At 50.7% G+C, this 22,390-nt stretch carries 17 protein-coding genes; 9 read left to right on the top strand and 8 right to left on the bottom strand.

The genetic code is table 11. The features are described 5' to 3' along the window. Nucleotides 1-35: 35 nt before the first annotated feature. Both ICL55_RS16490 and ICL55_RS16495 read right to left on the bottom strand, forming a co-directional pair. Nucleotides 36-1,580 (bottom strand): sulfatase, encoded by a 1,545-nt coding sequence (locus tag ICL55_RS16490; RefSeq protein ID WP_188099204.1) that lies wholly within the window; start codon nucleotides 1,578-1,580, stop codon nucleotides 36-38. 283 nt (nucleotides 1,581-1,863) lie between these two features. Further along, nucleotides 1,864-3,972 (bottom strand): catalase, encoded by a 2,109-nt coding sequence (locus ICL55_RS16495; RefSeq protein WP_188099206.1) that lies wholly within the window; start codon nucleotides 3,970-3,972, stop codon nucleotides 1,864-1,866. 175 nt (nucleotides 3,973-4,147) lie between these two features. On the opposite strand from ICL55_RS16495, the gene ICL55_RS16500 reads away from it, so the two are divergent. The 4 genes from ICL55_RS16500 to ICL55_RS16515 all read left to right on the top strand — a co-directional run bounded on the left by ICL55_RS16500 (nucleotide 4,148) and on the right by ICL55_RS16515 (nucleotide 8,791). Further along, a complete protein-coding gene (locus ICL55_RS16500) occupies nucleotides 4,148-5,104 on the top strand; it encodes a YiiG family protein (protein ID WP_188099208.1) in 957 nt (318 codons plus the stop codon). Nucleotides 5,105-5,223: 119 nt separating this feature from the next. Then, complete coding sequence (locus ICL55_RS16505) at nucleotides 5,224-5,937, top strand: pirin family protein (RefSeq protein ID WP_188099210.1); 714 nt, start codon at nucleotides 5,224-5,226, stop codon at nucleotides 5,935-5,937. Nucleotides 5,938-6,199: 262 nt separating this feature from the next. After that, nucleotides 6,200-7,726 carry a sensor histidine kinase gene (locus ICL55_RS16510; RefSeq protein ID WP_188099211.1) on the top strand — a complete coding sequence of 509 codons (1,527 nt, stop codon included), beginning with the start codon at nucleotides 6,200-6,202 and terminating at the stop codon, nucleotides 7,724-7,726. A gap of 6 nt (nucleotides 7,727-7,732) precedes the next feature. After that, entirely contained in the window at nucleotides 7,733-8,791 is a 1,059-nt protein-coding gene (locus ICL55_RS16515) for a response regulator (protein WP_188099213.1), read from the top strand. Between the two features lie 275 nt (nucleotides 8,792-9,066). Here ICL55_RS16515 and ICL55_RS16520 read toward each other — a convergent pair whose 3' ends face one another. Beyond that, nucleotides 9,067-9,453, bottom strand: coding sequence for a hypothetical protein (locus ICL55_RS16520; RefSeq protein WP_188099215.1), 387 nt, complete (start codon nucleotides 9,451-9,453; stop codon nucleotides 9,067-9,069). Between the two features lie 11 nt (nucleotides 9,454-9,464). Continuing rightward, on the bottom strand, nucleotides 9,465-10,148 hold the full coding sequence (locus ICL55_RS16525; protein ID WP_188099217.1) for a hypothetical protein: 684 nt from the start codon (nucleotides 10,146-10,148) through the stop codon (nucleotides 9,465-9,467). Between the two features lie 202 nt (nucleotides 10,149-10,350). Between ICL55_RS16525 and ICL55_RS16530 the strand changes: the two genes are divergently transcribed. After that, nucleotides 10,351-10,728 (top strand): hypothetical protein, encoded by a 378-nt coding sequence (locus ICL55_RS16530; RefSeq protein WP_188099219.1) that lies wholly within the window; start codon nucleotides 10,351-10,353, stop codon nucleotides 10,726-10,728. A 7-nt stretch (nucleotides 10,729-10,735) separates the two neighbouring features. On the opposite strand, the gene ICL55_RS16535 is transcribed toward ICL55_RS16530, so the two are convergent. Beyond that, a complete protein-coding gene (locus ICL55_RS16535; protein ID WP_188099222.1) occupies nucleotides 10,736-12,238 on the bottom strand; it encodes an ArnT family glycosyltransferase in 1,503 nt (500 codons plus the stop codon). 183 nt (nucleotides 12,239-12,421) lie between these two features. On the opposite strand from ICL55_RS16535, the gene ICL55_RS16540 reads away from it, so the two are divergent. From ICL55_RS16540 to ICL55_RS16550, 3 genes are all read left to right on the top strand, one after another. Further along, nucleotides 12,422-14,932, top strand: a complete 2,511-nt coding sequence (locus ICL55_RS16540; protein WP_188099224.1) for a cation-translocating P-type ATPase — start codon at nucleotides 12,422-12,424, stop codon at nucleotides 14,930-14,932. Between the two features lie 98 nt (nucleotides 14,933-15,030). Further along, a complete protein-coding gene (locus ICL55_RS16545; RefSeq protein ID WP_188099226.1) occupies nucleotides 15,031-15,996 on the top strand; it encodes a 2-hydroxyacid dehydrogenase in 966 nt (321 codons plus the stop codon). 50 nt (nucleotides 15,997-16,046) lie between these two features. After that, nucleotides 16,047-17,309, top strand: coding sequence for an acetyl-CoA C-acetyltransferase (locus tag ICL55_RS16550; RefSeq protein WP_188099228.1), 1,263 nt, complete (start codon nucleotides 16,047-16,049; stop codon nucleotides 17,307-17,309). A 24-nt stretch (nucleotides 17,310-17,333) separates the two neighbouring features. Here the strand turns inward: ICL55_RS16550 and ICL55_RS16555 are convergent, their stop codons facing one another. Continuing rightward, a complete protein-coding gene (locus tag ICL55_RS16555; RefSeq protein WP_246496404.1) occupies nucleotides 17,334-18,476 on the bottom strand; it encodes a TlpA disulfide reductase family protein in 1,143 nt (380 codons plus the stop codon). Nucleotides 18,477-18,588: 112 nt separating this feature from the next. Between ICL55_RS16555 and ICL55_RS16560 the strand changes: the two genes are divergently transcribed. Beyond that, entirely contained in the window at nucleotides 18,589-18,855 is a 267-nt protein-coding gene (locus tag ICL55_RS16560) for a hypothetical protein (protein WP_188099230.1), read from the top strand. A gap of 124 nt (nucleotides 18,856-18,979) precedes the next feature. Here ICL55_RS16560 and ICL55_RS16565 read toward each other — a convergent pair whose 3' ends face one another. Further along, nucleotides 18,980-19,555, bottom strand: a complete 576-nt coding sequence (locus tag ICL55_RS16565; protein ID WP_188099232.1) for a DUF1543 domain-containing protein — start codon at nucleotides 19,553-19,555, stop codon at nucleotides 18,980-18,982. Between the two features lie 44 nt (nucleotides 19,556-19,599). Continuing rightward, nucleotides 19,600-22,269 (bottom strand): GH116 family glycosyl-hydrolase, encoded by a 2,670-nt coding sequence (locus ICL55_RS16570; RefSeq protein ID WP_188099234.1) that lies wholly within the window; start codon nucleotides 22,267-22,269, stop codon nucleotides 19,600-19,602. Between the last annotated feature and the right edge of the window lie 121 nt (nucleotides 22,270-22,390).

Consider the following 22,390-nt stretch of genomic DNA (forward strand, 5'->3'; position numbering starts at 1 on the left):
CCAAATTTTAAAAAAGGCCTTTACTTTCCTCCAGGTTACCGTTTATTTTCCGGCCACGGTAAAGGTTTTCCACTCGCTTTCAATATCGGCATCGGCGCATGCCACTGTTTCAATTGCTGTGATAACAGCGCCAGCAACGACTGTACCTTACCGGGGTAAACAGCCGCCAGATCGCGCTTTTCACCAATATCCGCCACAAGATCGTACAGCTCTGCACTGCCTTGCTGCTGGTCATACACCACCTTCCAGCGTCCCTGCCGGAGCGCGCTTTTATAATTGATACCCGGACCACCGTCCGGAATCCATTTATTCGGATAATGCCATACCAACGTCCGCAGAGAGTCTGCTGTAGCCGGCTTCCGGAGGACCGGCACAAAACTCCGGCCATCTATCTGCTGAACGGCATTATACAATTCTATACCGGCCATTTCCAATATAGAAGGGAAAAAATCCTCCACCATCACATACTGCTGCGCTACGCTGCCAGCCTGGGTTACCCCCGGCCACTTCACCAGCATCGGTTCCCGGATGCCACCTTCATACACCGATCCTTTGCCGGCACGCAGTGGCAAATTCTGGGTATGTGGCGCGCCACCCCGCGGCGGCGCAAGGCTTAGTCCACCGTTATCGCTCATGAAAAGGATGATGGTATTGTCTGCGATCTTCCGCGAGGCAAGGTAGTCCATCACCTGCCCCAGACTGGCGTCCATCCCTTCTATCAGCGATGCGTATTTCGCTTCGGCCTCGTCCAGCCCCATGCCCAGATAATGTTGATAGTAGCGCTTGTCTGCCTGCAAAGGCATGTGCACCGCGTAGTGTGCGAGGTACAGATAAAAAGGCTGTCGCCTGTGGACCGGTTCATCCAGGGCCTTCAGCGCTTCCCGTGTAAGCGCCTCCGTGAGGAAGGTGCCGGTGCCATAATATTCCTCCAGATCAGGCACCGCCTGCGCGGTGGCCTTACCCGGCATATTGCCGTAGTTCTCCTCCGACAGGTAACTCTGCGGATGCCCGGCCGCATGGCCGGCAATATTCACCAGAAAACCCATATTGTATGGATTGGCGCCCGGCGTGCCCATCGCGCCCCAGTGGGCCTTGCCGGCATGGATAGTATAGTAACCCGCACCTTTCAGCAAAGCGGGCAACGGTGTGGCATATACGGTATGTGGCACGCCCTCTACCGGGCTAAAGCCGTTGTGGTTCCAGGGAGCGCTTTCCAATGTGTTGTCCGGCGCGTCCGCATTGACGTCCTTCCGCGGCGACGTCCAGTTGGTAACACCATGATGCGCAGCATTCATCCCTGTGATCATACTCACCCGCGATGGCGTACATACCGGCGTGGCATACGCATTGGTAAACTTCACCCCTTCTTTGGCCAGCCGCTCCATATTGGGCGTACGGAAACGTTTATTCTTCTCCGTCACCTGGTCCCAGAAAGGGACCGATGTATCCTCCCAACCCATATCATCTACCAGAAAAACGATAATGTTAGGCTTCGGCTTTACCGGCCGTGGATCTTTGAACTGGGCAGCAATACTGACGGCAGCAGCCATCAAGGTGCAGACAAGAATGGTAGTCTTCATGTGATTAAAGATAATCACGCAAAGGCGCAAAGCAGCAAAGCGCGCAAAGATTTTAATAAGATTAATAAGAAAGCAAAGGAGCAAAGATTTTAATAAGATTAATTAAGAAAACAAAGGAGCGAAGATTTTAATAAGATTAATAAGAAAACAAAGGAGCGAAGATTTTAATAAGATTAATAAGAAAACAAAGGAGCGAAGATCAAATTTGATCTTCGCTCCTTTGTTTTCTTTGTTTTCTTATCTATTTTCTTTGCGCCTTCGCTGCTTAGCGCCTTTGCGTGCACTACTCGCGTTCCCAGAACCGGTGCTGCGCCATCGCCGCTATAAACGCCTTCGGCTGTCCGTTGACCACCACGCCGGGTGCTTCCTGCGGTGGCACCAGCGTGGCTTTGAGCACCTGCAGCCCCTCACCGTGCACGGCGAGCGCCTTACAATGACGATAAGCTTCATTGATGAACCGGATAGCATCCGGATGTGATGCTAATGATGCTGCACTATCAGCGCCACCGGGCACATATACCGCATCGAAGAGCACAGAAGCAGCGCCCAAAAGGCTTTGGTCGGCCTCCACACTACTGCCCCCGGCTGTTTGTATAGCCCCCTGTCGTGGTGCTATCAGCTGTACCTGTGCGCCGGCTTTCAGCAGCGCCTCTTTCATGGCGGTAACACTGGTAGCATCTACCCCATCGGCTATCAGAAAGGCTACCTGTCTGGTTTTGACCGTGTCTTTCACGGTATGGGCCATACTGAGCGCGTCTGATTTTTCTACCGGTTGTTTCACCGTATGCGGCTGATACTGCTCCGGATCACCATCAGCCGGAATGCTCCGGTTTATCGGTTGTTCCGGCTGTGCCGGCACTGTCAGGCCTAACCCCTCCGCTACGGCGGTAGCCAGACCATCATCCACCTGGGCAAGCAGCCCCACCATACGAACACGTATATCCACATTGGTGACTTTACCCAGTTCAAAACGCAGCGCATTGATCAGGTGGCGTTGTTCTGCCGTTGACTGACTGTGATAGAACAATGCGGCCTGGCTGAAATGATCGAAGAAACTTTTGCTTCGGCCACGTATCTTTTGTCCGTCGATGCGCTCGGTATAGGAGCTGAAGCCGCCGTCTGCCACCTTTGCCTGGAAAGGGCATCCGGCACTGATGGTATTGGGCTCATAGGAAGTGCCGCCCCTGTTGATGGTTTGCCGCATATGTCCGTCACGCTGATTATTATGGACCGGCGCCACGGGCCGGTTGACCGGTATCTCATGAAAGTTGGGACTACCGAGGCGCGACAGCTGTGTATCGAGATAGGAGAACAACCGTCCCTGTAATAAAGGATCATTGGTAAAATCGATGCCTGGCACCAGATGCCCCGGATGGAAAGCTACCTGTTCGGTTTCGGCAAAAAAATTGTCCGGGTTACGGTCCAGTACCATCTTCCCGATGCGCTTCACCGGCACTACTTCTTCCGGAATGAGCTTGGTCGGGTCCAGCAGATCGAAAGGATATTTATGTTCATCTTCCTCCGGTATCAGCTGCACCCCTAATTCGTACTCCGGAAAATTACCGGCCTCAATGGCATTCCATAAGTCCCGGCGATGAAAATCAGGGTCCTTGCCGGAGATCTGCTGCGCTTCTTCCCAGGCGACGGAGTGCACGCCTAGTAGGGGTTTCCAATGGAACTTAACAAAACAACCTTTGCCTGCTTCATTGATCCACCGGAACGTATGTACGCCAAAGCCTTCCATCATGCGCAGGCTGCGGGGAATAGCCCTGTCGCTCATCACCCACATGATCATATGCATGGATTCCGGCACAATGGAAATAAAATCCCAGAAGGTATCATGCGCGGAGGCTGCCTGCGGTATCTCATTATGTGGCTCTGGTTTCACGGCATGTACAAAATCGGGGAACTTCATCGCGTCCTGAATAAAAAATACCGGCACGTTGTTACCGACAAGGTCATAATTACCTTCATCGGTGTAAAACTTGACGGCGAAGCCCCTGACGTCCCGCGCGAGGTCCGTAGAACCGCGGGAACCAGCCACTGTGGAGAATCTTACAAACACAGGAGTACGCCGGGCCGGATCGGAGAGGAAGCCGGCTTTTGTATAGGCCGCCATGGACTCATATACCTGAAAATATCCGTGTGCACCGGCTCCACGGGCATGTACAATACGTTCCGGTATCCGTTCGTGATCAAAATGGGTGATTTTTTCCCTCATGATAAAATCTTCCAGCAGGGAAGGCCCTCTCTCCCCCGCTTTCAGCGTGTTTTGGTTATCATTGATACGAACCCCCTGGTTGGTGGTCAGGTACTGATCTGCGCCCTCTTCGGTATGTGGGGCCAACTGCTCCGCCTTCTTATCGGGAAGCGTTGTCTTTTTCTTTGCCATGGTTATCCGGGTTTAAATGGTGAGAAACGAATGCAGATCAGGTCACAGATTTTGTACCGGAGATAACAACCTGAACCCTCCGGATTGTATTTAGACGTTTTAAATATTATATTTGCGGCATTAACAATCAAATTACCCCGGTCATTTGTTTAATCCAAATAATCACCATTTCACTATGAACAAAAAGTTCCTTTATGCAGCCATTGGTGTGGCTATGCTCTCTGTATCTGTATCGTGTGACAACGGCAAAGGTGGCAAAGGCCCGGCAGCCGCCTATGAAAATAACTCCGTAGAAAAGGCCAGCCATGTTATTGAATACACCAATCTGTTGATCGATATGGCCAACAAACAGAACAACTATATCACCCGGGTGGCAGATAATGTTGACAAAATTGAAAAAGGCCTGAAGAACCCTTCCGACCACTTCGCTTTTATCGGCATCATTACCCCTACCTACTTCGACATGCCCAGAGGCATCAATAAAGTAAAGGCAGATGAACCGGTAGATGAACTGAACAGCGACGACAAAAAATTCTTCAAAGAAAAAGTACCTGCCTATACCGCCAGTTTCAAAAAGCTGCAGGAGCAGTACAAACAACTGGCCGACTACCTGAAGGCGGAAGACTTCAAAGACGATAAAAGCGCCAAAGGGTTTGCACTGGTAGATTCTATCCGTGCCAGCTCCCAACAGCTGATGGCCGACAAAGCCATCCTGATGAAAAAAGTCAATGAAATCGCTGACGCCAGTGAAGCCATTGTACTGAAAGAGAGCCCGCTGAAAGATTATATCCTCGCCATGAAAGCCGACCTGAAAGCAGTACGCGACTTCGTGGAACTGGCAGAAGGCAGCGAGGGAAATTACAACGCCATCAAACAAAAAGCAGAAGCCGCTTATGCTGCACTGGAAAAAGCCAAGGGTGAACACAGCCAGCTGAACCTGGACAATGCTAAAAAGGAAAACAAGGATGGCTACTATAAATCTTTCTATGATCGTGTGAATGACTTCCTGATCACTGCGAAAAAAATAATGCGTGACAGCGCTGAAAAAGGCAAAATAGATGAATACCAGGTGGAATCACTGGGTAGCAGCTACGACAGCCTGATCAGCAGCTACAATTCTTTCAACAGCTAATTTCTTCACGCAAAGACGCAAAGCAGCTAAGCAACCAGGAACAATCTGATCTTGTTATCTTATTTTGTTTTGCGTCTTTGCTGCTTAGCGGCTTTGCGTGAAACTTAACCCCATTGACTATGAAAACACAATACTTCCCTGCCGGTGAGAGAGGGGTAAAAGACATTGGATGGCTGAAAAGCAACTTCTTCTTCAGCTTCAGCGACTTTTGCCATCCCATGCGCAGCGCCTTTGGTACGCTGCTGGCTTTCAACGATGATGTTGTGGCCGCCGGAAAAGGCTTCGGTATCCATCCGCATATGAACATGGAGATCATCTCCGTGCTGCTGAAAGGCAAAATGAACCACAAAGACACATTGGGCTACAGCACCAAAATAGAAGCCGGCGGCGTACAGATCATGAGCGCCGGAGAAGGATTAAGACATGAAGAATACAATGTAGGCGAAGGCAACGTAAATTTTCTTCAGATATGGATCCAACCTAAGTTACAGAACATTACCCCCCGCTACCAGCAGAGAAGTTTTCCCCGCAACAAAAGAAAAAACCGCCTCACCACCATCGTGTCCTCCGAAGAAGGCCAGGAACACTGCTGGATCAATCAAAACAGCCGGCTCACCCTTGGCTACTATGATCTGCCCGGCTCTGTGCCTTATACCCTCCAACCACTCAATAAATGTCTTTTTATCTTCCTGATAGAAGGGACCCTGAAAGTGAACAACCAGGTGCTGCATCCCCGCGATGCCATGGGTATCTGGGAAGCGAGCGAAATCAGCCTGCAACACGGCGAAGAAACCGAGTTTCTGATTATAGAAACGCCCATCAATCAGAAATAATCCTCATCAGTTTTTTTTACCCTCACCACTGTTTCGTTACGCCTGGAGACTTACCGTACCGAAGGCCGTCATCAACCTACTTCCTCTCCTCAAAATATCCCGATCATGGCATTGACAATTTTACAGTCATGTCAAAATGATATTTTTACCAATTAAAATTTAAATTTATCTATCCATTTGTCAAAAGAGATGGTCCGAAATCGAACGACCTGTATTTTTATAACAATGGATTCCTTATTTTTATACAGACCCTTTCAGACCCATGACCATCACAAGCACGGCACGTATGCCCGGTTTTGAGCTGCTCTTCAATCATGCTACCCAGGGCATCCTCCTGGTAGACGGGGCCGGCCTGATTCAGGCGGCCAATCCCTGTTTTCTGGAATGGAGCGGCTATACTGCGGAAGAAGTGCAGGGCAAACCGATGGACTCCCTGCTGGCCGGCGATATCCGTTCATGGCTGCGTTGTAAAAACGGACAGGCGTTGCCCGTAAAAGTAAGCAGTACTTCCTATCTGCAGGACGACCAGCATCACCAGATCTGTTTTGTCACCGATATTTCCACGCAACAGCAAACCGCCGACGCGCTGAAACGCGCGCAGGACGCTCAACAGCTGGAAGCGCACATCATGGCGGGCAAGGAATCTGCCTACCGGCGGGTCAGTAATTTCCTCAACAGTATCTGGACCAATCTTGACGCGATTCTGATTGTCACCGAACCGATGGGACATATCCGGTTCTTTAATCCCGCAGCGGTAAAAATGCTGGGATATCCCGCCTGCGAGGTGACAGACACCGGCGCCCTGATACAGTTTCACGACTTTGAGGAGCTGGAGCTTCGGGCTGCCCAGCTCTCGGAAGAGCTGCAACAGCCGGTAGAAGCCGGCTTCAACACCCTTACCGTCAAAGCAAGGCTGAACCTGCCCAACGAAAACGAATGGACTTACATCCGCAAAGACGGTAGCCGGTTTCCCGTGGCGTTAACGGTATCGGCTATACGGGATGAAAACCAGCTGATCACCGGCTATATCGCCATAGGCCTCGACATTTCCGCCCGGCGGAAGTCGGAAGCAGAGCTGCGGCAGGCACTGGACAAGGAAAAAGAGCTCAACGTACTCAAATCCCGGTTCGTCTCTATCGCTTCACATGAATTCCGTACACCGCTGAGCACCGTGTTGTCATCTACCTACCTGCTGGAGAAATACACCACCACAGAAGACCAACCCAAACGACTGGCGCATATCCGGAAGATTGCGTCCGCCGTACATCTGCTGACCGACATCCTGAATGATTTCCTGTCACTCGGAAAAATTGAGGAAGGCAAAATACAGGTACGGCCTGCGCTGACCGACACACGGAAACATGTTGAAAAAATACTGGCAGAAGCCGAAGGACTGAAACGGGGCAAACAACAGGTGGTATACAGCCACGAAGGCCCGGCAGAAAGCACCTTCGATGGTAACCTGCTTCGCCACGTGCTCACCAACCTGGTATCCAACGCATTAAAATTCTCTCCTGAAGAGGGTATCGTTTATGTACGTACGTTGTCTACTCCCTATCGGCTTACCCTGTCGGTAAAAGACTGCGGAATTGGCATTAAATCAGAAGACCAACAGCACCTGTTTGAAAGATTTTTCCGCGGCAGCAATGTGGAAAACATTCAGGGCACCGGACTCGGCCTCCATATTGTGGCCAAGTACACGGAACTGATGAAAGGACAGGTGACTTGTCACAGTGAACCAAACAAAGGCACCGAATTCATCGTTCATATTCCCACCCCCAAAACCTGACATATCTTGGAAAAAATCCTGTTAATCGAAGACAACAAAGATATCCGTGATAACCTGGCGGAGATTCTTGAACTGGCCAATTACCATGTACTGACGGCCTCCAACGGCAAAGAGGGTGTGACCATAGCCCTGGAGCAACAGCCCGATCTCATTGTATGCGATATCATGATGCCCGTGCTGGACGGCTACGGCGTATTGCATATGCTACATAAGAATGAAAGCCTCCGGCCTATCCCCTTCATTTTTCTGACCGCCAAAACCGAACGCACCGATGTCAGAAAAGGAATGGAGATGGGCGCCGACGATTACATCACCAAACCGTTTGAAGGCGCCGAACTACTCAGCGCCATTGAAAGCCGCCTCCGGAGATGCGCGGAAATAAGACAACCGGAAGCCTCCGGCATCAGCGGACTGCATACCCTGTTGTCCAGCACATCAGGGAAAGACCTCCTGGCATCGCTGAAGGAAGGCCGCAACACCAATCATTATAAGAAAAAACAACAGATTTACGCGGCCGGCAACCGGCCCGAGAGCCTTTACTATATCATGGAAGGCAAGGTGAAGATCTATCAGCGCAATGATGATGGTAAAGAGCTGATCACCGGGTTATATAACGAAGGAGATTTTCTGGGTTATACCGCTTTACTGGAAGCAGGCGCTTATCAGGAAAGTGCCGAAGCGATTGAAGATACCGTACTGGCCATCATTCCGCACCAGGATTTTGAAGACCTGGTGAATAACAATCCGGAAGTGCTGAGCCGTTTTGTGCAACTGCTGGCCAAAAACATTGCAGAAAAAGAACAGCAACTGATTGCGCTGGCTTACAGCTCCCTGCGTAAAAAAGTGGCTTCTGCCCTGATTACGCTGGACCATAAGTACAACACCACACAAAAAACACATTTTGAAATAGATATCAGCCGGGAGAACCTGGCTGCTGTGGCCGGAGTGGCCAAGGAGTCGCTCATACGTACCCTCGGGGATTTCAGGGACGAACAACTGATTACATTGCGCGACGGTACCATTGTGCTGATGGAAAAAGATAAAATCGCCGCGATGCGCAACTGATCCGGCTTAAAGCACTTTTTGCCCCGGGCCAGTGAGCCCGGGGAACAAAAAATGATCTCCACACATCATCACTTTCACATTCCCCACAATTTCAAACCCATCATCGCCGCATAGCACTTTCACATTCCCATCCATTCACAAACCATCCCTACACTCACTTTCACCATCTTTACATCCACGCTGTCTTTCTCATCATTTCGCTACACTTTCCCCCGCACATTCACATTACATCTTTTACAATCGTCTTCCTTCTCATTTATCAATCATTCAGGTATCTACTCTAATTGCCAGTTGCGCAGCAGGTTATTGAACGCCGCTTTCATCTTTTCAAATTCTTCCTGCATTTTCCGCATATCCTGCGTCAGCACCGGCCAGTCGTGTGGCGCCTCTTCTCTGGGCTGTGGCACAATATCCAGCCAGTCCAGCTGCTCCATCACCTCATGCCGTAATAGTTTCAGCGATTCATTTTTACTGATCATCTTTTCCTGAAACGATTCGGCCTGGTCCAGAAACTCCCGGGAATTGGTATGGCGCAGAGAGGCAGTCAGCCTGTCCAACAGTGCTGTGTTCTCTTTTCTCAATCCTTCCAAAATACTTAGCCACCCTCTGCATATCTGCTGGTCTTGCAGATTCTTGCCCCTTATTTCTTCCCGGTTGTTCATAGTAAGTACTGCTAATTATAATACACTTGCAGACCATTTAGTCGTTGCTGGTCCTCCCAGTGTTGCAGCAAGGTAACCATTCCACGCTGTATCAATGACATTTCCTTGATGCTGTTGACCAGGTCCTGCATTTTTCTATCTGCACAAATATCATAAATATTACTGTCACTATCAATACATTTTTGTAAATATCGGGCCGTCCGGTTACTTTCCCGGATAAAGGCTTTCATCACGTCTCTCACGTTGCCGTGGTAATCGGGCCTGAAAGACTGTAAAGGCGTGTCATCAGCCTTGATACGAATAGCCGGCTTCATTTCTTTTTCCAGGCTCTCCAACACTACCGCCTGATAAGTGCTCAGTTCACGGTAATAACTAATGATCATCTCATTGAACTCCATAAAGCCCACCGCATGATGCTCCTGCCGGCTGGCCACATACAGCGCTTCCAGTTTACGGGAGAGCTTCACGGCATGTGGTAATGCTGTTTCCTTCAACTGCCGGGCCAGTTCGGCCGCATAGTAACCATTGAAGTCAAATATCTGCCGCTGGTTGTCCAACAACGTTTTGATACCAGACTTGGATTTATATTGTTTGAAAATATATCCTCCGTACTGGCGCAGCCTCCTGATCGGATAAAAAAGAAAGCCTTCACAAAATCTCCGCTGCAGGGATGAGGAAAAGAAACCGGTAAACATATGCGTTCATATTAAAAAAAGAAAAACATTAAATATTCCCGACATCACAAAGGTACCGCCACCCCCAACCCTGAACAATGATAAATGTGGCAACATGCAATGATTGTCATCAACGAAATCAGTGACCGCCGTCAACAAAATCCGGCTGATTATCGTAACTTAATGGTACAGATCTATTTATAAACCCTCAAGAAACCCACGTATGCTCACTGCTGCGGAAAAACTCAGACAATTGGAAAATGTCGCCACGCCCGCCTACTCCTTTCAATACCTCCTGCTCGTCAGCGCCGGCGACTATGCTTTCCTTAAAGAAATCGCCACCATGTATCTGGATGCGATGGTGAATTATGCGGCAGACTGCCGCCAAATCGCAGCCAACAAAGACCTCGAAGCCCTGAAACAGCAAACCCATAAGATAGCTACCTCTTTCAACAGCCTCGGTATGGACTACCTACAGCCCTGCTTCGATCAGATCAAACATACCGGCGCCTGGGACAACGCCACCTATAACAGTCTTACCATGCTGATCACCGCCGCAGAAGACAATGTACCACTGGTGAGAAAAGAACTGGACCTGTAAACGGCCGCTATTCCACAGCCGGCTGTGGTGGCCTGTAGTCGAAACAACGGTACACGAGAAACTTACGTACCACCCTGCCATGCAGTTTTACGATAATAGGCGGCAACGGCTCCACGTCGGAGAACCAGGGGTGCAATTCCTTTACAAAGGCCTGTTCATCCTTATCATCGTCCACATCGGTCAGCGAATTAATAAAGATGGCATTCCTGCCCTCCAGCCTACGCAGATCCGTACCTATATAATCAAATTGCAGCGCAGGCTCGCCAATAACATTCCTTGAATACACCAGCTCAGGAAGATAAAAATTGAGCATGGCACTCGTTTTATAATCATCTGCCGAAAAAATAAAATCATTCGGGTATTGTCCGCGTATCTCCCTCACAGCCTTCCCCAGCCCCTCCCAGCCAATCATTGTATCATCTGAATGAATAGGCACCGGATAAAAAAGTATCTCTACCGCCAGCGCCAGATGCACCACCATCGACACGATCCACTGCCAACGGATATATTTCATGCCCATCCAGGCGCTCACCCAGATAATTCCTGTGATATACGCCGGCATCATCCAGTTCAGCTTCACCCAATAAATGGGGGAAATCACCATAAAACCCAAAAACGACGGCAGGAAAAAACAAAACAGGAACAACTGCTTCGCCGGCATACGCCACCCGCTACGCTGATAACGCCTGAACGCCTTGTAGAGATAATAAAACAACGCGCCCAGCAATACCGGTATCAACACCGCCGCCTGATGACCAATCACACCGAGGAAATCCAGCGGATGCAGTTCCATGCCACCGACCCTCCCGGACGACTGAAAACGGAAGGAGGCAAACTGGTTGTCCACATTCCAGATCACCACCGGAGAAATCGTCAGCAAAAAGAACGCAATGGCCAGCAACAGCCACGGTGACCAGAGGTAGTGCCGGTAACGGGCAGACAACAATAAAAACAGTATCGCGCCCGCGGGTAACAATATGCCGGTATACTTACTGTCAAAAGCCAGTCCCATAGCAATGCCCGTCCATACCCACGCGATGCGGCTCCCTTCAAACACCGCCTTATATAAACCAATCAGTGAAATACTCCACCACAGCATCAGCGGCACGTCCGGCGTAGACACCAGCGACAGCAACGTGATCATCAGCGTGGAATACAGCAGCAGTACCGCGTTCCAGGCACGGTGCCGCGACAGGAAAAAGGTGGACAGCCGGTAAAAGGCCAGCAACGTTCCGATCGTTACCAGCGTATCGGCCAGCTTGATCGCCCAGGCATGCCTGCCCAATACGTCCGTGAAAATCCGCAATGTGTAGGCAATAGCCGGCGGATGGTCGAAGTAGGACAGCGCCAGATGCTGACCATAAAAAAAATAATACGCATCCTGAGGCATCAGCCCCATAGCGCCTACAAAAGAAAGTCTTAGTACAGTAACGATACAGATGGCAGCTACCAGCCATTTATTCGCATAGAGGTATCTGAAAAACAGATTGCTCGGGCCAGGTTTCCGCATGAGTTGTGACGACAGTTAGATAAATATGCCCACAAGAACCATTCCGGACGTGTTTCTATCGGGAAGATAACACTTTTGCACATTGCCCCGCTATTATTTGTTATATTCGACATACTATTATTTCCCCATCCTGATGCAAACTGTGGCGGTTTTCAACGGCACTATCAACAAAAAATCTGGCGTATGGCAGCAGTAAAAATAAATCTCCCGGAAAATATCAGCGGCCTCGATGATGCAGCAGTAGCTGCTTCCAGAGAAGAGAACGGACGTAATCTTCCGCCGGAACCGTCCATCAATCCGGTGCTGGCGTTGCTGAAGGAGATACTGCAGGAGCCCATGCTGATGTTGCTGATCGCTGTAACAGCCATTTATTTCGTATTGGGCGAATGGGGCGAGGCTTATTTTATGCTGGCGGCCATCGCGTTGGTATCCGGCATTTCTTTTTATCAGGATAGCCGTAGCCGTAAGGCCCTGGAAGCGCTGGAGAAAATGAATGAGCCGCTGAGTAAAGTCATCCGCAACGGCACGCTGCAATCCATCTCCACCGCCGATATCGTCATCGGTGATATGCTGGTCATCTCCGAAGGCAACACCATCAACGCCGACGGCGTGATTGTACACAGCAACGATTTCTCTGTTAATGAATCCGCCCTGACCGGAGAAGCCTATGCCGTTTTTAAGGAGGCAGACAGCGATGATCCTTACGTATATAGTGGTACCGTAGTGGTGTCCGGCCTCGCCATCTGCCGCGTGGAACAGATCGGGGAACAAACCAAAATAGGGCAGCTGGGCAAAGCCATCCTGGACATACGGGAAGAGCCCACCCCGTTGCAACAACAAATAGAACAATTTGTAAAATGGATGGCCATTATCGGTATCGGGGTATTCCTTGCCGTATGGCTTTATAATTTTATCCAGAGCCGCAGCCTGACCGGCAGCCTGCTCAAAGGCCTCACCCTCGCTATGTCTATCCTGCCGGAAGAAATACCCGTGGCCTTCACTACTTTCATGGCGCTCGGTTCCAGGCGGCTGATGCAGCTGGGCATCATCGTCAAGAAGATACGCACCGTGGAAGCGTTGGGCAGCGCCACTGTCATCTGCACCGATAAAACCGGTACTATCACAGAAAACAGAATGAGCCTGCAATCGGCGTATAACGCTGCCGACCATACGCTGTATGAAGACGGCCAATGGCCCGCTGCCGTTATCCGCGCGGCTATGTGGGCCAGCGAACCGGTACCGTTTGATCCCATGGAAAAAACACTGCACCAGTTGTACGCGCAAACTACGGCCACGGATGAACGCCCGCAATACCGTATCGTTCATGAATATCCGCTGGAAGGCAAACCACCCATGATGACCCACGTCTTTGAAACAACTGAAGGCCAACGCATCATCGCCGCCAAAGGCGCACCGGAAGCCATCCTCCGCGTTTGTCATCTGCCGGAGGCAGAAAAAAAACAGGTACAACAACAGCTCAGTCAACTGGCAGAAAAAGGATACCGCATATTAGGCGTCGCTACGTCTGACTTCACCGGCACAGATTATCCGGAGCAGCAGCAGGAACTGCCATTTTCCTTTGTGGGCCTGGTTGCTTTTTACGATCCTCCCAAAGCTAATATAGGCGACGTTTTCCGGCAGTTTTACCAGGCCGGTATCGATATTAAGATCATCACCGGCGATAACAGCGCCACCACCAAAGCCATCGCCACACAGGCAGGGCTGCGGCACGCCACGGAAGCGATAGACGGCGAAGCGCTGATGCAACAATCCCTCCCCGATATGCAGGCCACCCTGCAACGGGTCAACATCTTCACCCGCATGTTCCCTGAAGCTAAACTGGCCGCTATCAACGCACTCAAAGCAGACAACCAAGTGGTAGCCATGACCGGCGACGGCGTCAACGACGGCCCCGCGCTGAAAGCCGCTCACATCGGCATCGCTATGGGAAAGAAAGGCACCGAGATCGCCAAACAGGCAGCAGCGCTGATTCTGGTAAACGATGACCTCTCCGGCATGGTAGATGCCGTGGCCATGGGCAGAAGAATTTATACCAACATCAAAAAAGCGGTACAATACATTATTTCCATTCATATTCCCATCATCCTCACCGTATCGCTGCCACTGTTCCTGGGATGGGCCTATCCTAATATTTTCACGCCGGTACATGTGATCTTCCTGGAGCTGATCATGGGCCCCACCTGCTCCATCGTTTATGAAAACGAACCGATGGAAGCCAACGCCATGCGGCTGCCGCCAAGGCCTATCAGCCAAACATTCCTGTCTTTCAGGGAGATGGCCATCAGCCTGCTGCAGGGACTGATGATCACCGCCGGCGTACTGGGCATCTATCAATACAGCCTGTCACAGGGATACGACGAAATATATACCCGCAGCATGGTGTTTACCACACTGGTGCTGGCCAACGTGTTTCTCACCCAGGTCAACCGCTCTTTCTATTATTCATTTATCACCAGCATGCGTAACAATCGCAACAAACTGATGGTAGGAGTGGTCCTGATCACACTGGTATTGCTGGCAGCAATGCTGTATATCCCGCCGGTGGCGGGTTTCTTCAGTATCACGGCATTGGATACACGTTCCGTGCTCACCTGCGCCGTCGTTGGCGCGATATCTGTATGGTGGTTTGAACTCTGGAAATGGAGCAAAAGAATGAGACATTTAGACATTTAGATATTTAGACATTTAGATATTTGGTTATTGGGAGATTTCTTAAGTATGGAAGACTTCTTCATCCTTCAAAAAATATCTAAATAAAAAAATAACCAAATATGAAAATATTTGCGACAAGAGTTATTCCACCCGATGGATTGGCATTATTACAACGTGCAGGCCTGACCGTTACCCAGTGGACGGAAAAGCGCGGGCTCTCCGCGGCAGAGCTGATCGCGCATTGTCAACAGTACGACGCATTGCTGCTGGCCAGCGACAACCACATAGACCGCCCTTTTCTGGAGCAGTGCCGTCACCTGAAGATCATTGCTTTGCTGTCCGTAGGATATGACAAAGTAGATGTGGCAGCTGCCAATGAACTGCGTATACCGGTGACCAATACACCGGGCGTATTAAGTGCCGCTACGGCCGATACAGCCTTTCTGCTGATGCTGTCAGTGGCCCGCAAAGCCTTTTTCAATTACAAACGTATCCTGCGCGGGGAATGGAATTTTTCCGAGCCGACAGCCAACCTGGGCATCGATCTGGAAGGGAAAACACTCGGCATCTGGGGATTGGGCAACATCGGACATGTGATGGCCAAACGCTGCGTGAGTGCGTTCGGCATGAAAGTGATTTATCATAACCGTGGCCGCAATGAAGCGGCAGAAAAAGAGCTCGGTGCGGTGAGGGTTTCTTTCGAGGAACTGCTGGCGCAGAGTGATGTGCTCTCTGTGCATACCGCGCTGACACCTGAAACCACCGGTATGTTCAACAAAGATGTCTTCCGGCAGATGAAATCCTCCGCCATTTTTATCAACACCGCCAGAGGCGCTATCCACAACGAGGCCGATCTGATTACCGCACTGCAACAGGGCATCATCTGGGGCGCCGGGCTGGATGTCACTAATCCCGAACCCATGCAGCCTGATAATTCCTTGCTCGATATGCCTACTGTGGCGGTATTACCACATATTGGCTCCGCCACCGTGGAAACCCGCAATGCCATGTCGGTGATGGCGGCGAAAAACATCCTGGCCGCTTTCGAAGGCACACCGCTGCCCAATCAGGTCACCAGCCTATAACAGCGTGGTCGCTTCTCTCATTTTAAGTACCTTTAAGTAAATGCGCTTTTATGAGAAAAGTGGCTATCATCGGTGGGAAACGTATTCCTTTCGTTAAGTCGTTCCGGGAATATAACCGGGTGTCCAATCAGGAAATGCTGACGACCTGTCTGCATGCGCTTGTCAGTACCTATCAACTGGAAGGCGTCCGTATCGGCGACGTGGCGCTGGGCGCGCTGCTGAACCGCTCCACCGAATGGAACTTCGCCCGCGAATGTGTGCTGGGCACTGCGCTCGATCCGCACACGCCTGCCTACAATGTACAACGTGCCTGTGGCACCAGCCTCGATGCCGCTATCCAGCTGGGCCTGCGCATCGCAGCAGGACAGATAGAAACCGGCATCGCCGGCGGCAGTGATACCAACAGCGACCTGCCGCTGATGCTGCAACAACAGCTGTCATGGAAGCTCACCGCCCTCAAAGCGGCTAAAACACCGGGAGAAAAACTACGCATACTCACTTCCATCCGTTTCCGCGAACTGTCGCCGCTCTATCCTTCCATCGTGGAACCGCGCACCGGTCTTTCGATGGGACAGCATACCGAAAAGATGGTGCAGGAATGGGGCATCAGCCGGCAGGACCAGGACGCACTGGCCTATACCAGCCATATGAACGCCACCCATGCCTATATGGACGGTTTCTTCGAAGGCCTCGTCATCCCCTTTAAACAGGTTAGTCGCGATACCATTATCCGCTCCGATACTACGCCCGAAAAATTAGCTATGCTGAAACCAGCCTTCGACCATACCGGCAAAGGCACGCTCACCGCGGGCAACAGCACCATCTATACCGACGGCGCAGCAGCTTTGCTGCTGGCATCCGAAGAATATGCGCAGCGCAGACAATGGCCGGTACAAGCTTACCTGACAGACGGAGAGACCGCCGCGGTAGACTATGTACAGGGAGAAGGGTTGCTGATGGCGCCTACCTACGCCGTAGCGAGGCTGCTGAAACGCAACAACCTGCGCCTGCAGGATTTTGACGTGTATGAAATTCATGAAGCATTCTGCGGACAGGTACTCTGTACCCTCAAAGCCTGGGAAGACGCCGCCTACTGTAAGAAACTGGGACTGGATGCTCCATTGGGAAGTATTGACCGCAGCAAGCTGAACACCAAAGGCGGCAGTGTGGCCATTGGTCACCCTTTTGCGGCCACCGGGGCAAGAATTGTGGCGCAAACGGCCAAAATACTCCAGGAACGCGGCGAAGGCAGGGCGTTGGTATCTATCTGCACCGCCGGTGGTATGGGCGTTACCGCGATCCTGGAGCGATAATTACTTTACTATTTGACTATTTTGTTATTGCAGCAACTTGGCCAGTTCCTGTTGCAGCGCTTCACCACGCAGGTTGGTAGCGATGATCTTTCCGTTAGGGTCGATCAGGAAATTCTGCGGGATAGAACGGATCATATACAGCGCGGCTGCATCTGCTTTCCACCACTTCAGGTCACTTACGTGATGCCATGCAAGACCATCCTTTTCAATCGCTGCCGTCCATTTATCATGCTGCCCTTCACGGTCCAGTGACACGCCCAGCACGGTGAAGTTTTTGTCTTTATATTGCTGGAAAGCTTTTACCACATTCGGGTTTTCCGCACGGCAGGGACCGCACCAGCTGGCCCAGAAATCGAGCAGCACATATTTACCTTTCAGGTCAGACAGTTTCAGCGTTTTACCGTCCGGCGTGGTAGAAGCGAAATCAGGCGCAGGTTGATTGATGCTCAGTTTGGCAGACGCTTTCAGCAGGTCCTGAATGGACAGCCCCAGGGAAGACTGACGCAGTGCCGGCGTAAATTTGGCGAAACGTTTTTCAGCAGCTGCCACATCTTTTACAGGACTACCGAGGTTTTCCTTAAAGTTTGTCAGGCTGATATAATAGTCAGGATGCGCATCAATAAAGGCGTTCACCATTTCTTCCTGCTTATCAAACAGCACGTCCATCCGTTTGCCCCGGGCCATCATTCCGGCGGTATCTGTTTTACCATTGGGTGACTGCATCAGCTGCATGTATTCTTTACGAGCGGAATCGATTTCCCGTCTTACGTCTTTCAACTGTTGCTGTAACTGGTCCTCCTGTGCATTGATCGGTGCGCCCTTCACAATACCCTGAGCCAGCAAGTTGCCTCCACTGGTGTCCTTCACCATCATTGTGACTTTATCGCCCGGCGCAAGGTACATTACCTTTACTCCCCGGTAGATCTTGCCATCTTCTTTCTTTGCCACCCTTAACAGCGCCTGGATGGTATCTGTTAAAGGATGAGACAGCGTGAAGGACCCTTTCTCCACTTTCGCGGAATCCAGGATTGTAAAGCCTTTTGCCAGATAGATATACTCATTGTTGAAAACGGGTGGTATTTTACCAGTGATCGTTACCCCCTTTTTTTGTGCATACAAGTTGGTCATGCCTGCCATAGCAGCGCATACGAGAAAAACTTTTTTCATCGGTGGTTTATGGTTGGTTGTGACCGGAAAAGTATTAAAAAAAACGGAAAAATGATTTACCGCTCATCCCTATGGCGTAGTCTTTGTGACGGTTTCAGTAAAATCATGTGGTATGGCAAAAGAACGTAAACCCGCCGGTCAGCCCGATGGTAACGAACATCATACAGAACGGGAAGAAAGCGGTGAATTTCATCAGACCGAGGAAACCAGCAACTATGGTGTTGTCCAGCCCAACTCACCGAGCCACCAGGACCGACAAGATCAGCAAAACGAGAAAAAGCAGGAAGACCAGGAAGATCTGGAAGATCAGGAAGAACTCGAATACGATGAAGATCTGGACGAGCACTCACAGGAAGAAATTGATGAAGAAAACCCTTAATCATTTACGGATTTGGATTTTTTGATTTCGAGATGTAGAAATGCAGCGGAGATCAACAATACAATATTGTACTTCGTTTCATAAATTTCAAAATCAAAAAATCCCAAAATCCGTAAATTCCTGATTATATTTTGTGGAGCTGGAAATAACCTAAGTGAAGTTCATCTTCAGGTCCGGATTCCGCTACCGGCGTTATTTTCAGCTGGTATTGTGATCTTACCGGTTCTGGTAAGATATCTTTTACGGGGATAATATCATCCACATCTACGCCGTATTTATCATCCACATAAGAGGTGGCAGCAGGTGAAGCGTCGGAGGAAAAACCCATATGCTTATAGAAGGCGGTTTCCTTTGCATCCCGGATAGCGGCACCGATATCTTTGCTTACACTCAGCATTTTATAGTGATACTCTTCCATTTCTCCCGGCTTATATCCGCCAAGATTCAGGAAATACAGCTGTTCCGGATTGTCTACTGTTTCCTCGCGGGACACTATCGTAATGCGATAGTTGCCGACGCTGGTCACTTCGCGCCAGGCATCGATATGTAGTTTATCACCGGCTTCAGGCCAGAAGGCTTTCATCACTGGCACCAGATCGCTCAGTTTATGGGCGATACCAAAAAAAACATCGTGTTGCTCCGTATGACGGCCGGGTGTTGTACAGCCCAGCAATAACATGTACAGTTTCAAAGATTCCATTTACTTAGGGTTTAACGAAAACGCAAAACTACTGAATTCTGGTGTCAGGAAATCATGGTCACCTGCAACGTTTCTCCCGCATGCAGGGTGACCGCCTGTTTCAACGTAATCGTGATACGGCCGTTGTCGTGCGTGAATGAAGCCGGCAGCTGGCGTGCGCCGTTCTTCACCACTACGGTAGCCGGCGCAGCCTGCTCAAAACAACAGGTGAGCAATGACAACTTACCATGTTTCAATGCCAACCGGTATTCTCCGCGGCCGTGCTGCTGTTGTTGCGTGTAGGTGCCCCATCCTTCGGCAGTAACAAAAGGCGCTCTGAAATGCTCCTTTTGCAGTGCCGGCGCAAAACGGATGTACTGGTGCGGTCCATGGTACGCAAAGCCACAGGCAGTGATAAAAGTGCCGTAACTGGCCATGGCACGGGCGTAGTGATCACTGCACTCAATTTCGTTGAACGGATTGCGTTTGGCGGCATGGTAACGGTCATGCACCGCTTTGGTGAGGGTGAGCGCTTCGGTGGTCATGCCTTCGGCCATCATGTGCGAGGCTACCTGGTGTTCAAAGCCGCTCATGCATTCATTGAAATATCCCAGCTGCCACGCATCTTTCACGCCGAAAGGATATTCTTCCCTGTAAGGATTGGTATTCATGATCATGCCTCCTTCTCCCGGCAGGGCATAAGGGCGGCCGCCCGGATGAGTGGCCACATACGGGCCTACATCTTCCATAAAATTATATTTCCACAAAGCCCGCAGGGCGGACAATGTTTTTTCTTTGTCCAGCACCCTGTCCATCCCAACCTGAAATGCCCAGCTCTGGCCATACACCTGATCTATATGGCAGGTATTATAACTGCCGATCACAGAACGGCCTTTCACTTTGTCAGGCTGATGAATAAAGTATTCTCCGTTATACAACTGCGATTCCATGTTCCGGCGGCCTTTTTCCACATAGTCTTTACAGATATCGGCGAAGGCAGTATCTCCTGCTTCGGTGGCCATAAGAGCGCCTGCCTGCACGGCGGCGATGCACAGTCCTGCTATCCACGCTATTTCACCGTCCCAGATGGCATCCAGTGTATTCTCCATGGGCGTGTCTTCCAGCCCGTCGCCGTTGCGGTCCTGACGGATGATGAATTGCGTGGCCTTTTTGATCTGCGGCCAGTTCCGTTGCAGGAAACGGTCGTCGGTGGTCATCTGGTGTTCACGGTAAATACGCAGCACGGTACCTGCCTGTCCGTCGATAGCAGGACGTTTCTCTGCTTCTCCGCGGAACAGGATGCCGCCATCGGGTTGCATACCGATGGCCAGGTCCACCCGCTGCCGTGTATCACGCTCCAGCGCGGGAAATATCCTTCCTACTGCCTGCGCATATTGCCATACATGCGTGCACGTGCCCTCACAGGAGCCTACGCCCTCCCAGGCATAAAACCGGCCCGACTGAAAGCGGTGCGCGGTAGTAGTGGCCAAGGTGGAAATATTCAGGAAGGTACGCTCCATCAGCCACCATGGCAACGATGCGTCGTACCAGGTATTTTTCCACAGGCGGCTGTCGCCGGTCAATCGGCTATGATGCGCTCGTACATAATTCACTACCGCGGCGGCATCGGTAAAGTGGTTGGCATAATACCGGCCGTTGCCCTGTATGTCTTTAAAGGAGAGATTCGGAAAATACCAGCTGATGGCGAAATCGGTACGTATATCCTTTCCCGGTAGCAAACGATGTTTTACCATCACGCCGCCGGTCAGTTTTTTATTGATGTCTTGTACAACAGGCTGATCACGGTACCGACTAAACGAAGTAGCTGTTAATGGCAATGCCAGTTGCGTATGCATGTCCGCTTTTTCATCGAGTGCAGCCAGACAGAGACTACCATAATCCGGACTTTGCTGCAAAGCCGCATCCGCAGCGTCTTTGGAGCGTACGGTAGCCAACACGCCTTTCCAGCCTTTGCCACCGGTGGCGGTGTTTACACGCTCGTGCTGATTCTCCCGGGCATGATGTATGCCGGCCTTATTCTCCAGCCATCCCAGCAAAGTAGCTTCCACCGGCACTTTGCCTTTGTTTCGGATATGGAAGGAAAGCAGCGTCACTGGCAGACCGGAATCATCTTCATTCAACGGAATAAAGGGCGAAAACGCTTCCAGCGTCAGTTCCACCGCCAGCGTAGGATCTATATAACGAATGGTCGCCATGGGATACGTCGCTTCAAACGCTATCTCCGGCCAGCTGGCTTCGTCCAGCGGACGGATAATGGTTTCTTTGCCCATGGTGAGCTGCAGCGCCATCCCCTGGTCCAGCGGCCGGATATCTTTGGAAGGCTGAATGTAACAGGCACCATCCCGGGAACGGATTTTTTTTGCCTGTCCCAGTACTGCTTCTTTCCACGCTACCTCTTTCGGTTCAATCCCTTCCTGGTTCTGGTTGAAAATATCCCACAGCCACAAACGGCCATCACCGCCGAGATATACCGTGCCGCAAAGGATACCGCCTACCGGCATACCAATGTATTGCAGCTCATTTCTGCTTTTCAGATAGGTAGTGGTCTGCCCACGGTCATATAAAGACGCCAGCCATGCGGTATCGGGCTGCCTGGTCAGCAACACGCTGCCATCAGGTGCTATCGCCCTACCTAACGCCGGTATCTTTATCATGATAGTGCCGGCCATGGCCAGCCCGATGTTCTTCAGAAATTTTCTGCGTGCAAGTCCCATAGGAGATCAATTGGTCAAGAGCAGAAAGATAATAAAATCAGGAAGGAATATTTTTCAAATATACGGGCAGCGGACCCGCAGCGGTGCATGAGGACGAGAATAAAGTTATGGAGTCATCTCC

This window comes from Chitinophaga varians (genome assembly GCF_014529945.1).
Classification (GTDB): Bacteria; Bacteroidota; Bacteroidia; order Chitinophagales; family Chitinophagaceae; genus Chitinophaga; species Chitinophaga varians.

Coding starts and splice junctions, on each gene's coding strand:
- ICL55_RS16510 (WP_188099211.1), top strand. CDS start 6,200: ATGACCATCACAAGCACGGCACGTATGCCCGGTTTTGAGCTGCTCTTC.
- ICL55_RS16540 (WP_188099224.1), top strand. CDS start 12,422: ATGGCAGCAGTAAAAATAAATCTCCCGGAAAATATCAGCGGCCTCGAT.
- ICL55_RS16525 (WP_188099217.1), bottom strand. CDS start 10,148: ATGTTTACCGGTTTCTTTTCCTCATCCCTGCAGCGGAGATTTTGTGAA.
- ICL55_RS16520 (WP_188099215.1), bottom strand. CDS start 9,453: ATGAACAACCGGGAAGAAATAAGGGGCAAGAATCTGCAAGACCAGCAG.
- ICL55_RS16535 (WP_188099222.1), bottom strand. CDS start 12,238: ATGCGGAAACCTGGCCCGAGCAATCTGTTTTTCAGATACCTCTATGCG.
- ICL55_RS16495 (WP_188099206.1), bottom strand. CDS start 3,972: ATGGCAAAGAAAAAGACAACGCTTCCCGATAAGAAGGCGGAGCAGTTG.
- ICL55_RS16555 (WP_246496404.1), bottom strand. CDS start 18,476: ATGAAAAAAGTTTTTCTCGTATGCGCTGCTATGGCAGGCATGACCAAC.
- ICL55_RS16500 (WP_188099208.1), top strand. CDS start 4,148: ATGAACAAAAAGTTCCTTTATGCAGCCATTGGTGTGGCTATGCTCTCT.
- ICL55_RS16570 (WP_188099234.1), bottom strand. CDS start 22,269: ATGGGACTTGCACGCAGAAAATTTCTGAAGAACATCGGGCTGGCCATG.
- ICL55_RS16490 (WP_188099204.1), bottom strand. CDS start 1,580: ATGAAGACTACCATTCTTGTCTGCACCTTGATGGCTGCTGCCGTCAGT.
- ICL55_RS16560 (WP_188099230.1), top strand. CDS start 18,589: ATGGCAAAAGAACGTAAACCCGCCGGTCAGCCCGATGGTAACGAACAT.
- ICL55_RS16545 (WP_188099226.1), top strand. CDS start 15,031: ATGAAAATATTTGCGACAAGAGTTATTCCACCCGATGGATTGGCATTA.
- ICL55_RS16550 (WP_188099228.1), top strand. CDS start 16,047: ATGAGAAAAGTGGCTATCATCGGTGGGAAACGTATTCCTTTCGTTAAG.
- ICL55_RS16530 (WP_188099219.1), top strand. CDS start 10,351: ATGCTCACTGCTGCGGAAAAACTCAGACAATTGGAAAATGTCGCCACG.
- ICL55_RS16565 (WP_188099232.1), bottom strand. CDS start 19,555: ATGGAATCTTTGAAACTGTACATGTTATTGCTGGGCTGTACAACACCC.
- ICL55_RS16505 (WP_188099210.1), top strand. CDS start 5,224: ATGAAAACACAATACTTCCCTGCCGGTGAGAGAGGGGTAAAAGACATT.